The 13,066-nt window shown below is 71.2% G+C and carries 9 protein-coding genes and 1 tRNA gene; 1 reads left to right on the plus strand and 9 read right to left on the minus strand.

Translation table 11 applies throughout. The annotated features are described in order from the left end of the window. Positions 1-83: 83 nt before the first annotated feature. Positions 84-156, minus strand: a tRNA-Asn gene (locus ACN263_RS22770). A gap of 296 nt (positions 157-452) precedes the next feature. Between ACN263_RS22770 and ACN263_RS22775 the strand changes: the two genes are divergently transcribed. Continuing rightward, positions 453-851: a hypothetical protein gene (locus ACN263_RS22775; RefSeq protein WP_355051320.1), complete on the plus strand. Its 399-nt coding sequence runs from the start codon at positions 453-455 to the stop codon at positions 849-851. A gap of 360 nt (positions 852-1,211) precedes the next feature. On the opposite strand, the gene ACN263_RS22780 is transcribed toward ACN263_RS22775, so the two are convergent. The 8 genes from ACN263_RS22780 to ACN263_RS22815 form a co-directional block, all read right to left on the minus strand. Beyond that, positions 1,212-2,219 (minus strand): sugar phosphate isomerase/epimerase family protein, encoded by a 1,008-nt coding sequence (locus ACN263_RS22780; protein WP_422736381.1) that lies wholly within the window; start codon positions 2,217-2,219, stop codon positions 1,212-1,214. Positions 2,220-2,622: 403 nt separating this feature from the next. Beyond that, a complete protein-coding gene (locus tag ACN263_RS22785) occupies positions 2,623-3,117 on the minus strand; it encodes a sensor histidine kinase (RefSeq protein WP_422736382.1) in 495 nt (164 codons plus the stop codon). Positions 3,118-3,282: 165 nt separating this feature from the next. Then, positions 3,283-5,397: a ThuA domain-containing protein gene (locus ACN263_RS22790; RefSeq protein ID WP_422736383.1), complete on the minus strand. Its 2,115-nt coding sequence runs from the start codon at positions 5,395-5,397 to the stop codon at positions 3,283-3,285. 60 nt (positions 5,398-5,457) lie between these two features. Next, positions 5,458-8,316 (minus strand): PQQ-dependent sugar dehydrogenase, encoded by a 2,859-nt coding sequence (locus tag ACN263_RS22795; protein WP_422736384.1) that lies wholly within the window; start codon positions 8,314-8,316, stop codon positions 5,458-5,460. A gap of 217 nt (positions 8,317-8,533) precedes the next feature. Further along, positions 8,534-9,601, minus strand: coding sequence for a polyprenyl synthetase family protein (locus tag ACN263_RS22800; protein WP_422736385.1), 1,068 nt, complete (start codon positions 9,599-9,601; stop codon positions 8,534-8,536). After that, positions 9,598-11,013: an alkaline phosphatase family protein gene (locus ACN263_RS22805; protein WP_422736386.1), complete on the minus strand. Its 1,416-nt coding sequence runs from the start codon at positions 11,011-11,013 to the stop codon at positions 9,598-9,600. The genes ACN263_RS22800 and ACN263_RS22805 overlap by 4 nt, the downstream gene beginning before the upstream one ends. Then, positions 11,010-12,209 (minus strand): metabolite traffic protein EboE, encoded by a 1,200-nt coding sequence (eboE, locus tag ACN263_RS22810; RefSeq protein ID WP_422736387.1) that lies wholly within the window; start codon positions 12,207-12,209, stop codon positions 11,010-11,012. Before eboE ends, ACN263_RS22805 begins: the two co-directional genes overlap by 4 nt. Beyond that, positions 12,209-13,066 carry a TatD family hydrolase gene (locus ACN263_RS22815; RefSeq protein ID WP_422736388.1) on the minus strand — a complete coding sequence of 286 codons (858 nt, stop codon included), beginning with the start codon at positions 13,064-13,066 and terminating at the stop codon, positions 12,209-12,211. Before ACN263_RS22815 ends, eboE begins: the two co-directional genes overlap by 1 nt.

Here is a 13,066-nt window from a genome sequence, read left to right on the forward strand (position 1 = left end):
CGGGGTCGGGCGGGAGGGTGGGTGGGTGGGTATGCGGGAACGCCCGTCGGCGTGGGCCGACGGGCGTTGGTGTGGAGCAGGAGCTCCCCCGATTGGACTCGAACCAATAACCTGCCGGTTAACAGCCGGCTGCTCTGCCAATTGAGCTACAGGGGATCGTGCACCGCTCGAAACCGGATCTCGCCGGCACCGTGCGACGGGGACAAGAGTACAGGACATCCCCCGGTGGTGGTCCAGTGGGTTCCACCGGTAACCCGCCATGATCCAGGTTCGCAGGTCAGGGACGGCGGTGCGATCACAATCAGGGCAAATCGTCATCCGGGCACAAGCAGGCTTGAGCGGGGAGCAGGATGGGTAGTTAGCTGCGGACAGAGGACGCAGGCGCGAATTGGCCGCGCCCGGCGGGGCGACCCGACGGGGGCGACGGCGCGTCAGGTACGGAAGGAGCCGCCATGCGCGGAAAGATCATGTTTCTTGGCGGGCTGGCTGCGGGATTCGTCCTGGGCGCCCGTGCCGGCCGGGAGAAGTACGAAGAGCTCGTGGTCCGGGGCCGCAAGGTGCTCGACCACCCGACCGTCCAGGAGGCGGCCGGGGTCGCGCAGGCCCAGGCCAACCGGCTCTACAGCGAGGGCAAGGACAAGCTCGGCCAGACCAAGCTGGGCGAGAAGCTGGGCAACGGCAGCACCGGCAAGCAGGAGCTGACCGCCGCCGACGACGCGTTCGCCGGCACGCCCGCCACGGTAGGCGCCAAGGCGGGCAGCAGCCCGGTCGGCACGACCTCCGGGTCGCCGTCGGCCACCACCCCCCGCACCAAGCCGTCCGGCTCGGGCACCAACGCAAGCACGCTCTGACCCACCCGCACGTCAACGGGCCGGCCGCCGCGAGGCGACCGGCCCGTGGTCTGTCCGGACGATGCTCCGACCGACCTGCCAACCGGCCCGTCGGCCCGCCGGCCCGCCGGCCCGCCGGCCAAGGATCCCGACCGGCCGCGAAGGTCCACCGACCAAGGCTCACCGGCCAAGAAGGCCAAGCGGCCCACGGGCCAAGAAGGCCAACCGGCCAAGCGGCCAAGAAGGCCCAGAAGGCCAAGCGGCCCACGGGCCAAGAAGGCCAACCGGCCAAGAAGGCCGACCGGCCAACGGGTCAACCGGCTAAAAAGGCCGACCGGACCGCTGCCCGGCCCGGTGGTCGTCGGGCCGGGCAGCGGCTCGTCAGTCCTTGCTGCTGAACGCCGCGTCGAAGGCGGCGCTCGGGGCGTCGAAGGCGAGTCGGCGGACGAACTGCAGCGCCTCCGGGGCACCGAGCAGGCGGTCCATGCCGGCGTCCTCCCACTCGATCGAGATCGGGCCGTCGTAGCCGATCGCGTTCAGCGCGCGGAAGCAGTCCTCCCAGGGCACGTCGCCGTGGCCGGTGGAAACGAAGTCCCAGCCGCGGCGCAGGTCGGCCCAGGGCAGGTGCGAGGCGAGGCGGCCGCGCCGGCCGTCGCCGGTACGCACCTTCGCGTCCTTGCAGTCGACGTGGTAGATCCGGTCGGCGAAGTCGAAGATGAAGTTCACCGGGTCCAGCTCCTGCCAGACGAAGTGCGACGGGTCCCAGTTGAGCCCGAACGCGGGCCGGTTGCCGATCGCCTCCAGCGTCCGCTTCGTGGTCCAGTAGTCGTACGCGATCTCGCTGGGGTGCACCTCGTGCGCGAACCGCACCCCGACCTCGTCGAAGACGTCGAGGATCGGGTTCCACCGGTCGGCGAAGTCCTGGTAGCCGCGCTCGATCATCGACGGCGGCACCGGCGGGAACATCGCCAGGGTGTGCCAGATCGACGAGCCGGTGAAGCCGACGACGGTGTTCACCCCGAGCTTCGCCGCCGCCCGCGCGGTGTCCTTGATCTCCTCGGCGGCCCGCTGGCGGACGCCCTCGGGCTCCCCGTCACCCCAGATGCGGCCGGGCAGGATGTCCTGGTGCCGCTCGTCGATCGGGTGGTCGCAGACCGCCTGACCGACCAGGTGGTTGGAGATCGTGAAGACCTGGAGGTTGTGCTTGGCCAGGGTCTCCTTCTTGCGCTCGACGTACGAGTCGTCGGCGAGCGCCTTGTCGACCTCGAAGTGGTCGCCCCAGCAGGCGATCTCCAGACCGTCGTAGCCCCACTCGGAGGCGAGCCGGCAGACCTCTTCGAACGGCAGGTCGGCCCACTGGCCGGTGAAGAGCGTGATGGGTCGCGCCATTGTCCTTCTCCCCTGATGTGATGGGGATTCCGTTGTGCGGACCGGGGCGAGGGTGACCGGTCAGACCGGTACGCGGCACCGGGGCGGAACGCCGGTGGGTGCCGAGCGCACCTGAGCCCGGCGGGTTGCGCCTCCCACCGGGTCACCGGCCACCGTCACGGTCGCCGCCCCCCACCCTATTTCCGCCGGGCCCATCGCGAAAGCCCCGGATCGCCAGCCGGCCGCATCGCGAGAGCCCCAGCCACCACTCGACCGCATCGCGAATCCCCCGGACCGCCACCAGGCCGCATCACGAAAGCCCCGGATCGTCACCCGGGCCCATCGCGAAAGCCCCCGACCACCACCCGACCGCATCGCGAATCCCCCGGACCGCCACCAGGCCGCATCACAAAGCCCGGGACCGTCATCCGGCCACTTCTTCGGGGGCCGGCAGGACCGCCCGGACGGTGAAGCCGCCGTCGGGGTTCGGGCCGGCGCTCAGGGTGCCGCCGACCCGTTCGACGCGACGGCGTACCGCGAGCAGGCCGCCACCGGCACCCGGCGTGTGCCCCACCGGTGGCCCGCCGTTGTCGCGTACCTCGATGGTGATGCCCTCGTCGTCGTAGCGCAGGCGGACCGCGACCGCCGCGCCCGGCGCGTGCCGGCACGCGTTGGTCAGGGCCTCTTCGATGACCCGGTACGCCGCCACGTCCACCGCCTCGGGTAGCGGCCGGGGCGCCCCGGCCAGGCTCCAGCGCACGGGCTGACCTGCGGCGAAACCCTCCACCAGGGCGTCGAGGCGGTTCAGGCTGGGTGTCGGTCCGGTCAGCGGGTCGGGCTCGTCGACCTGACGCAGCGCGTCGTGCAGCCGGTGGCCCTGCGCCTGGACCATCCGGAGCCATCGCGCGTAACGCCCCATGCCGGTCAAGGTACGGCAGCCGGTTGGGGGTCGGCCGGCGGCGTCCACCCGACGCGCGGGACGCCGTCGGCGCGGCGGCGGTGAGGTACCGCCGCGCCGGCGGCGTCATCGGGTGGTACGCCGGGGCCGCCGGTCATGTCCGACGGCCCCAGCGGGCTCGGTGGGTCAGGGCAGGGTCCACTTCTGGTTGGCCGCGCCGTTGCAGGTCCAGAGGTGCACGATGGTGCTGTCGGCGGAGTTGTTGCCGGACACGTCGAGGCACTTGTTCGAGGACGTGTTGCGCAGGCTGCCGTCGGACTGGGCCGCCCAGTTCTGCGCGCCGGTGCCGTTGCAGGTCCAGAGCTGGATCTTGGTGCCGTCCGCGGTGCCGGCGCCGTTGACGTCAAGGCACTTGCCGAGCGCCTTGATTGTCGAGTTCGGCGTCACGGTCCAGGTCTGCGCCGTACTGCCGTTGCAGGTGTAGATCTGGATCTGGGTGCCGTCGGCGGTGGCGGCGTTGCGGACGTCCAGGCACTTGCCGGCGAGGCCCTTGACCGGGCCGACGCCGGAACCGCCACCGGTGCCCTTGACGAGGGTGAAGTCGTCCACGTCGAAGAGGCCGGTGCCGCTGCCGTTGAACGTGAGGTACAGGTTCTGGGTGCCGGACGGAACGTTCGACAGCGTCGTGGTGACGTTGGCGTACGTGTCCCAGCTACCGGTGTTGGGAACCGTGACCGTGCCCAGCACCGGGCCGGTGGCCGAGCCGGTGCGGACTCCGATGGTGCCGCCCGCGCCGCCGGAGACGACCCGGGTGGTGAACGAGGTGACGCCGGTCAAATTCACGCCGTTGTACGCGGCCCAGTCACCCGGGTCCACGTAACCGAGCGTCTGCCCACCGTTGGCGCCGGCCTTGGTGAACGCGCTGACGCCGTTGGCCGAGCTGAACGCCTCGGCCTGGACCGTGGTGTTGCCGGTCGGCGGGTTGCTGCCGCCCAGCTCCTTGATCCGGATGTTGCGGAAGTAGGCGTCGTCACCCGTACCGTGGTTCTGGATGCCGATGTGGCCGGCCAGCGACCGTACCGGATTGGTGTTGGTGAAGTCGTTGATCTTCACCCCGTTGAGGAAGACCTGGAGCCGCTCCCCCTCGACCAGCAGCTCGTAGGTGTTCCACTCCCCCGGCGCGTTCAACGCCGCGTCGCGGGCCGCGATGTCGGCGGCCTTGTACGTGTAGACCGCGCCGGTGGTGCGGTCTACCGCGTCGGTGGCGTCGATCTGGACCTCGTAGCCGTTGTCGATCGCCGACTGCGGGTCGTTCGACGGCGGGAAGCCGATGAAGACGCCCGAGTTGTCGTCGCCGGCCAGCTTCCAGTCCAACTTGAGCGAGTAGTTCGTGAACTGCTTCGCGCTGTACCAGTACAGGCCCATGCCGCCGACGGAGGTGAGGGTGGCGTCGGAGTTGGTGAAGTTGCCCGGGCCGGCCTGCGACCAGCCGGTGGTGGAGCCGTTGTAGAGCGGGGTGTAGCCGGTCTCGGGCCGGCAGTCGGCCTTGCTCCGGCCGGCCGCGTACCGGATGCCGCCGAGCAGGTGGTTGCGGAAGGCCGGCTCGGCGTACGACGCCTGGGTGTGCCCGCTTCCGGTGTAGAAGGAGCGGCCACCGCTGTAGCTCTTGCACCAGGAGTGCGGGTGGTCGGCGCCCATGCCGCCACCGGAGTACGACGACTCGTCGAGCGTGGCGAGCACGTGTGCGGTGGACCGGGCGTTGGTGCGGTAGTTGTACCACTCGTCGGTGCGGGTCCAGGTCTGCGGCAGGTGCCCGGTGGCGGCGTGCCCCCGGTCCTCCACCTTGACGTTGGCCTGCTGGATGGCCGGGTGCGAGGCGAACCACGCGCCGACCAGGTTGCCGTAGAACGGCCAGTCGTACTCGGTGTCGGCGGCGGCGTGCACACCCACGTACCCGCGGCCCGAGCCGATGTACCACTCGAAGGCGGTCTGCTGGCTGGCGTTGAGCACGTCGCCGGTGGTGTTGAGGAAGACGACCGCCTCGTACTGGGCGAGGTTCGCGGTGGTGAAGGCGGCGGCGTCCTCGGTGGCGGTGACCGTGAAGTTGTTGGCCGCGCCCAGGTCACGGATGGTCTGGATGCCGACCGGGATGGCGTCGTGCCGGAAGCCGGCGGTCTTGGAGAAGACCAGCACGTCGTACGGGGCGTCGGCGGCGCTGGCCGGGGTGGCCGGGGTGGTGCAGGCGATGACGGCGAGGGCGGCGGTGCTCACACCGACAACGGATCGCAGGAGTCTGCGCATGTCGCTCTCCTTCGGGCGGTGGGAGGGGCTCCCGGGACGGTGGGAGCCCCTCCGCTCAGCTCAGGGCAGGGTCCACTTCTGGTTCGCCGCACCGCTGACACAGGTCCACAGGTGGACCACCGTGCTGTCCGCGGAGTTGTTGCCGGAGACGTCCAGGCACTTGCCGGACGTCGCGTTGCGGATCGTGCCGTCGGCCTGCGCGGACCAGTTCTGTGCCCCGGTGCCGTTGCAGGTGTAGAGCTGGATCTTGGTGCCGTCGGCGGTGCCGGCACCGGAGACGTCGAGACACTTGCCCAACGACTTGATGGTGGAGTTCGGCGTGACCGCCCAGGTCTGGGCCGCGCTGCCGTTGCAGGTGTAGATCTGGATCTGCGTGCCGTCGGCGGTGGCGGCGTTGCGCACGTCCAGGCACTTGCCGCCCAGGCCCTTGATCGGGCCGGTCCCGCCGGTCGGGGCCGAGCCGGTGGTGAAGGTGAACGCGTCCAGGTCGTAGAGCGCCCCGGTGCCGGTACCGGCGAAGGTCAGGTAGAGCGTGGTGGTGCCGGTCGGCGGGTTGGTGATCGCCCCGGTGACGGTGGTGAAGGTTTCCCAACCGCCGGTCACCGGAACGGTCGCGGAGCCGAGCACCGTGCCGGTGGCCGAGCCGGCCCGCACCTGGAGGGTGCCGCCGCTGCCGGCGGATGAGACCCGGGCGGTGAAGGACGTGACGTTGCCCAGCCGGTACGGCTGGAAGGCGATCCAGTCGCCGTTGTTGATGTCACCGACGGTCTTGCCGCCCTCGGCCGGGGTCTTGCTGAACACGTTGATGCCGGAGGAGCTGCCGAAGAACTCGGCCTGGCGGTGGCGCGGCGGCAGGGTGTGCTGGGTGTGCGTGGTCAGGCCGCCCGCGTCGGTGTACTCGGCGTCGAAGATGGCGAAGATGTTCGCCGCGTCGTCGTGCTCGCCGTCGACCGGGATGGTGATCGAGCCGGAGCAGCCGGTCTTCGAGGTGATCTGGTGCCCGTGCTGGTCGTGGCCGAGCACGTAGGTCATCTTGACCTTGGTGCAGTCGATCGTGCCGTCCTCCGGGTCGGTCACCGTGATGCTGTACGGCACGGTGTCACTGAAGCTGAACAGCTGGCCGTTGCCGGGGTTGTTGATGGTCACCGTGGGCGCGGTGTTGCCGACGTTGATCTGCACGCTGGCGCTGCCGGTGGCGCCCTGCGGGTCCCGGACGGTCAGCGTCGCCGTGTAGGTGCCGTTGGTGCTGTACGTCTTCGTCGGGTTCGCCGCCGTGGAGGTGGTGCCGTCGCCGAACGCCCACGAGTAGGTGAGCGCCCCGCCCTCGGGGTCGGACGAGCCGGCCGAGGAGAACGTCACGGTCAGCGGTGCCGCGCCGGAAGTCTTGTTGGCGCTCGCCGCGGCGCTGGGGGCCCGGTTGCCGCCGCCGACGTAGTCGAAGCGGTAGAGCGCCGAGTTGGCGTCACCGTTGAAGTAGCCGGTGCCGTAGTCGAGCACGTAGTACGAGCCGTCCGGGCCGAAGGCCGAGTCCATCACCTGCTTGCCGACCCACGGGAAGGTGTCGATGGTGCCCCGGGAGCCGTCGGAGTTGACGTGGATGGGCTTGATCCAGCCCCGGCCGAACTCGGTGGCGAAGAACTGTCCGTCGAACGACTGCGGGAACTTGGTGGTCGACGTCGACGAGGCGTTGTACCGGTAGACCGGGCCGCCCATCGGCGACTCGGAGCCGCCGCCGAACTCGGTGGGCGTGCCGGCGTCGCCGGCGTACCGGATCCACGCCGGCTGGGCCGGCGGCAGGGTGGTCAGGCCGGTGTTGCGGAACGAGTTGTTGGTCGGACCGCCGGTGCAGTTGTACTTCGCCCCGCTGGTGTTGGTGGCGAAGTCCCACTCGTTGTACGTCTCGGTGCTGGTGTTGGTGCCGGTGCAGTACGGCCAGCCGTAGTTGCCCGGTGCCGCGACCCGGTTGAACTCGACCTGGCCGGACGGGCCACGGGTGGCGCTGGTGGAGCCGGCGTCCGGCCCGTAGTCACCGACGTAGACGACCCCGGTGCCCTTGTCCACGCTGATCCGGAACGGGTTGCGGAACCCCATCGCGTAGATCTCCGGCCGGGTCCTGGCGGTGCCGGGGGCGAACAGGTTGCCCGACGGGATGGAGTACGTCCCGTTGGCGTTCACCTTGATCCGCAGGATCTTGCCCCGCAGGTCGTTGGTGTTGCCGGCGCTGCGCTGCGCGTCGTACGCCGGGTTGCGGTTGGTCCGCTCGTCCAGCGGCGAGTAGCCGGCGGACTCGAACGGGTTGGTGTCGTCGCCGGTGGACAGGTAGAGGTTGCCGGTAGCGTCGAAGTCGATGTCCCCGCCGACGTGGCAGCACAGGCCGCGGTCGGCCGGCACGTCGAGGACGTCGACCTTGCTGGCCTGGTTGAGCGTGAAGTCGCTGTTGAGGGTGAACCGGGAGAGGCGGTTCACTCCCTGCCAGGCCGAGAAGTCGGTGCCGGTCGCGGGGGCGTCGCCGGCGGGGGTGGACAGCGGCGGCGCGTAGTAGAGGAAGATCTGCCGGTTGCTGGCGAAGTTCGGGTCGACGCCGACGCCCTGCAGGCCCTCCTCGTCGTGGTTGTAGACCGACAGGGTGCCGATCACCGAGGTGGTGCCGTTCGCGTCGGTGCGGCGCAGGGTGCCGTTGCGGGCGGTGTGCAGGACCGAGCGGTCCGGCAGGACGGCCAGCGACATCGGCTCACCCATGTCGGTGACGCCGCGGGCGAGTTCGACCTGCTGGAAGTCGCTGGCGTTGATGGTGTGCGCCGAGGCCGGTGTCGCGCTGGCGGTGAGGGTGACCGTGCCGGCCGCGGCCACCAGGAGCAGGGCCGATCCGGCGGAGAACCATCGTCGGGACCGTTGGGTGGATCTGTCCTTCGTGGACATCTGTGGTGTCCCTTCCTGACGAAGAGGCCAGGGCGGGGCGCGCGCCGTCGCGCCGGATGCCGTAGCGGGTGGTGGGGTCGATGGGTTACCGCGCCGCCGGTTCACCTCGACGAAACATTGTCGTGTTGGCCCCGACACTAAGTCGCAAGCGTCGATGTGTCCATACCTTCCGGTAGGACAGCATGAACTTTCGTCGATTTGATCGAAAGTCGGCGGGTCAGGCGCGCCGATCGATGGCCTGCGCGGCCAACGCGACCAGGGCGGCCCGGGCCTCCTCGCTGACCGCCGCGCTCTGCAACGCGGTCAGCGCGGCCTCGGTGCGTACCCGGATCATCTGCTCGATCCGGTCCCGCGCGCCGGTGGCCTCGATGATCTCGCGCAGGTCCGCCGCGCCGTCGGTGTCCAGCGACGGGTTGCCGAACAGCTCCCGCAACCGCGCGGTCTGCGACCGGTCCGCGGCGCTGCGGGCCAGCGCCATCATCACCGTGGGCTTGCCCTCGCGCAGGTCGTCCAGGATCGACTTGCCGGTGACCGCCGGATCACCGAAGACGCCCAACACGTCGTCGCGGAGTTGGAACGCGTCCCCCAACGGGTCGCCGAACTCGCCGAGCGCGGCGATCAGCTCCGGGCCGCCGCCGGCCAGCGCCGCCCCGATCTGCAACGGCCGGGTGACCGTGTACCGGGCCGCCTTCATCCGGATCACGGTGAGCGCGCTGGCGACCGAGCCGTCGCCCACCCCGGAGACCAGGTCCAGGTACTCCCCCGCGATCACCTCGGTACGCATCAGCGCGAACACCGCGTACCCCCGGTGCACCTGCTCGGTCTCCAGCCCGCACTCGTGGAACATCTGGTCGGACCAGGCCGCGCAGAGATCGCCGCAGAGCAGCGCGGTGTTGCGCCCGTACGCCTCGGGGTCGCCGCGCCACGACGAACGGGTGTGCAGGTCGGCGAAGAGCCGGTGCACCGACGGTTCGCCCCGGCGGCGGTCACTGCCGTCCAGGATGTCGTCGTGGATCAGCGCGAACGCGTGGAACAGTTCCAACGCCGCCGCGGCCACCACGATCGGGGTGGCGTCGGCTGCCCCGGCACCGCGCCAACCCCAGTAGCAGAACAGGGGGCGTAGCCGCTTCCCGCCGGCCAGCACGAACCGTTGCAGCGCGGTGAAGACGCCCCGGGGCGCGCCGTCCGGCCAGTCCGGGCCCTGCCGGTCGAGGAAGGCGGCCAGTTCCGCGTCGAAGCGCGCCCGCAGACCGCTGGTGTCGGTGGGCGCGACGGTGACGGTCACGTCCGATCTCCCGGACCCTGCGCACCGGCACCGCTTAACCCGGCCAGCTCCAGTAACAGCCCCTTGACCTCGGTGGCCGCGATCCGGTCCCGGGCGGCGGAGGGGTCGGAGCAGAGCAGCACCGGGGCGTCCGCCGGGTCGCTGGGAAGCCGTCCGTGCGAGCCACGGATCGCGCGGGCGCCGGCGTCCAGGCCGACGGCGCTCATCAGGTAGCGCATGCCGAGCTTCTTGCGGGCCAGCGCCACCCCTGCGCGCGCCTTGGCCGCGCCGGGATTGGCCGGGTCGAAGAAGAGTTCGGCGGGGTCGTACCCCGGCTTGCGGTGGATCTCGACCAGCCGGGCGAAGTCGGGCGCGCGGGCGTCGTCCAGCCAGTAGTAGTAGGTGAACCAGGAGTCCGGCTCGGCCACCAGCACCAGCTCGCCGGCGCGCGGGTGGTCCAGCCCGTGCGCGGCCTTGCCCTCGGCGTCGAGCACCTCGGCCACGCCGGGCAGCCCGGCGCAGAGCTTCGCCACCGTCGGCACATCGGCCGGGTCCTTGACGTAGACGTGGGCGACCTGGTGGTCCGCGACGGCGAACGCCTTCGACGTCCACGGGTCGAGGTACTCCATGCCGGCCTGGGTGTGCACCCGCAGCAACCCCTCGCTGCGCAGCAGCCGGTTGACGTCGACCGGCCGGGACACGTCGGTGATGCCGTACTCGGAGAGCACCACCACGGTGGCGTCCCGGGCGCGGGCGGCGTCCAGCAGTGGCCCGAGGACGGCGTCCAGCTCGGCCGCCGCCGTGGCGGCCTGCGGCGACGAGGGACCGTACCGTTGCAGGTCGTAGTCCAGGTGGGGGACATAGACCAGGGTCAGGTCGGGTGACACGTCGGCCAGGATCTGCTCGGCCGCCTGGCAGATCCACTTCGACGACGGCAGCGCGGCCGTCGGCCCCCAGTAGGTGAACAGCGGGAAGGTGCCCAGCCGCCCGGTGAGCGCGTCGTGCAGCTCCGGCGGGTCGGTGTAGCAGTCCGGCTCCTTGCGGCCGTCGGCGTAGTACACCGGGCGGGGCGTGACGGTCCAGTTGACGTCCGCGCCCATGGCGTACCACCAGCAGACGTTGGCCACGGTGTAGCCCGGCTCGGCCCGGCGGGCCGCGTGCCAGAGCTTGTCCCCGCCGACCAGGGCGTTGTGCTGCCGCCACAGCAGCACCTCGCCCAGCTCCCGGAAGTACCACCCGTTGCCCACGATGCCGTGCCCGCTGGGCTGCTCGCCGGTGAGGAAGGTGGACTGCACCGAGCAGGTCACCGCGGGCAGCACCGTGCCCAGTTCGGCCCGGAAGCCGCCGTCGGCGACGCCACGCAGCCGAGGCATGTGCTTCAGCAGTCGCGGGGTCAGCCCCACCACGTCGAGGACCACCAGTCGCCGGCTCATCGCGTCACCTCCATGCTCTCGGTTCGGTAGGTGGTCAGCCCGAGGCCGACCAGTTCGTCGCGGGCGAAGGCCAGCTCGGCGGCGATGCCGGCGGCCAGCTCCGCGTCGGTGCCGGGCCGCCGTGCGGCCGGCAGGACACCCCAGGTGTACGTCTCGACGTCGAGGTGGTCGCAGCCGGCGACCGGCCCCTCGAAGAGCGCTCTCAGGGCCGCACGGAGAACCGGCAGGGTCGAGCCGAGCGGCTCCTCGGGCGGGGCGTGCAGGGGCACGTGGTAGTGCACCCGCCACGGGCCGGGCACCTTCCGGTCCAGCGCCTCGTCGAGGTCGTCGGCGGCGTACGCCTCGTCGGCCGGGTCGGCCGCGCCCGCGCAGCCGGCGCCGCGGGTCTGGTGCAGGAAACGCGGCTCCACCCAGCGGCGCAGCGCGTCGGCGCCACCGTCCGGGTCGGCCGCCTCGACGGCGGCGGAGACCTGCACCTTCACCACCGGCAGCCCGGCCGTCCGCAGCCGGTCCAGCGCCGCCGCGGGCTCCTCCCACGCACAGGCCAGGTGCGCGAGGTCGAGGCAGACGCCCAGCCGATCGGTGTCCATGCCGGACAGCAGCGCGGCGGCCTGCCCGGTGCTCTCCACCACACAACCGGGCTCCGGCTCGAACGCCACCCGTACCTCGCGGCCGGTGTCCCGCTGCACGGCGGCCAGACCGGCCGCGAGCGCATCGAGCCGCCGCCGGGCGGCCTCCGCCATGTCTGCGCTCCACGGCCGCCGCCAGGCCAGCGGCAGGGTCGAGATCGAGCCCCGGGCCGCGTCGTCCGGCAGCAGGTCCGCGAGCACCCGGGCCAGATCCAGGGTGTACGACAGCCGCTGCTCGGTCGTCCAGTCCGGGTGGTACACGTCCTGCTTGACCACCGGGGCCTGGAAGGCCGCGTACGGGAAGCCGTTGAGGGTGACCACCTCCAGACCGCGCGCGTCCAGTTCGGCGCGGAGCCGGCGGCGCAGCGTCTCATCGGCGGCCAGTTCGGTGGCGACCGGGGCGGCCAGCCACAGACCGAGCCCGAGCAGGTCGCTGCCGAGCGCCTGCCGCACCGGCACGGCGTAGGTGTCCAGTTGGGCGAGGATGCCGGCCAGGTCCTCCGCCGGGTGCACGTTGGTGCAGTAGCCGAGGTGCACGGTCTCGCCGCCGGAATGTCGCAGCCGCATCAGCTGCCGCCGCGCAGGATCGAGTTGCCGGTCTGCGGGTCCACGGCGGCGGGCTCCGCCAGGTCGCCGAGGTCGAGCCGCCCCGACTGCCCGTAGAACTCCACCGGGTTGCGCCACAGCACCTTGTCGACGTCGTCGTCGCTGAACCCGGCCTGGAGCATCGCCTCGCCGGTGGCCCGGGTCAGCAGCGGATCGGAGCGTCCCCAGTCGGCCGCCGAGTTGACCAGCATCCGTTCCGTGCCGTACTCGCGCAGCAGCTCGACCATCCGCGACGGGGTCATCTTGGTGTCCGGGTAGATGGAGAAGCCCAGCCAGCAGCCGCTGTCCTTGACCAGCTTGACGGTCACCTCGTTGAGGTGGTCGACCACCACCCGACCCGCGTCGATGCCGGACTCGGCGACCACGGCGAGGGTGCGTTCGCAGCCCCGGGCCTTGTCCCGGTGCGGGGTGTGCACCAGCGCCGGCAGGTCGTACGCCACGGCCAGGGCGAGCTGCGCGGCGAACGCCTCGTCCTCCTCGGGCGTCATCGAGTCGTACCCGATCTCGCCGACCGCCACCACCCCGTCCTTGTCCAGGTAGCGGGGCAGCAGGTCGAGCACCGGACGGCAGCGCGGGTCGTTGGCCTCCTTGGGGTTGAGCGCGATGGTGGCGAAGTGGCGCACCCCGAACTGCCCGGCCCGGAACGGCTCCCAGCCGATCAGCGAGTCGAAGTAGTCGACGAACGACGCGGCGCTGGTGCGCGGCTGCCCCAGCCAGAACGCCGGCTCCACCAGCGCGCGCACACCGGCGGCGGCCATCCGTTCGTAGTCGTCGGTGGTGCGCGAGGTCATGTGGATGTGTGGGTCGAAGATGCGCAT

This window comes from Micromonospora sp. WMMD729, from assembly GCF_049315225.1.
Taxonomy (GTDB): domain Bacteria; phylum Actinomycetota; class Actinomycetes; order Mycobacteriales; family Micromonosporaceae; genus Micromonospora.

Coding starts and splice junctions, on each gene's coding strand:
- ACN263_RS22775 (WP_355051320.1), top strand. CDS start 453: ATGCGCGGAAAGATCATGTTTCTTGGCGGGCTGGCTGCGGGATTCGTC.
- ACN263_RS22780 (WP_422736381.1), bottom strand. CDS start 2,219: ATGGCGCGACCCATCACGCTCTTCACCGGCCAGTGGGCCGACCTGCCG.
- ACN263_RS22785 (WP_422736382.1), bottom strand. CDS start 3,117: ATGGGGCGTTACGCGCGATGGCTCCGGATGGTCCAGGCGCAGGGCCAC.
- ACN263_RS22790 (WP_422736383.1), bottom strand. CDS start 5,397: ATGCGCAGACTCCTGCGATCCGTTGTCGGTGTGAGCACCGCCGCCCTC.
- ACN263_RS22795 (WP_422736384.1), bottom strand. CDS start 8,316: ATGTCCACGAAGGACAGATCCACCCAACGGTCCCGACGATGGTTCTCC.
- ACN263_RS22805 (WP_422736386.1), bottom strand. CDS start 11,013: ATGAGCCGGCGACTGGTGGTCCTCGACGTGGTGGGGCTGACCCCGCGA.
- eboE (WP_422736387.1), bottom strand. CDS start 12,209: ATGCGGCTGCGACATTCCGGCGGCGAGACCGTGCACCTCGGCTACTGC.
- ACN263_RS22815 (WP_422736388.1), bottom strand. CDS start 13,066: ATGCGCATCTTCGACCCACACATCCACATGACCTCGCGCACCACCGAC.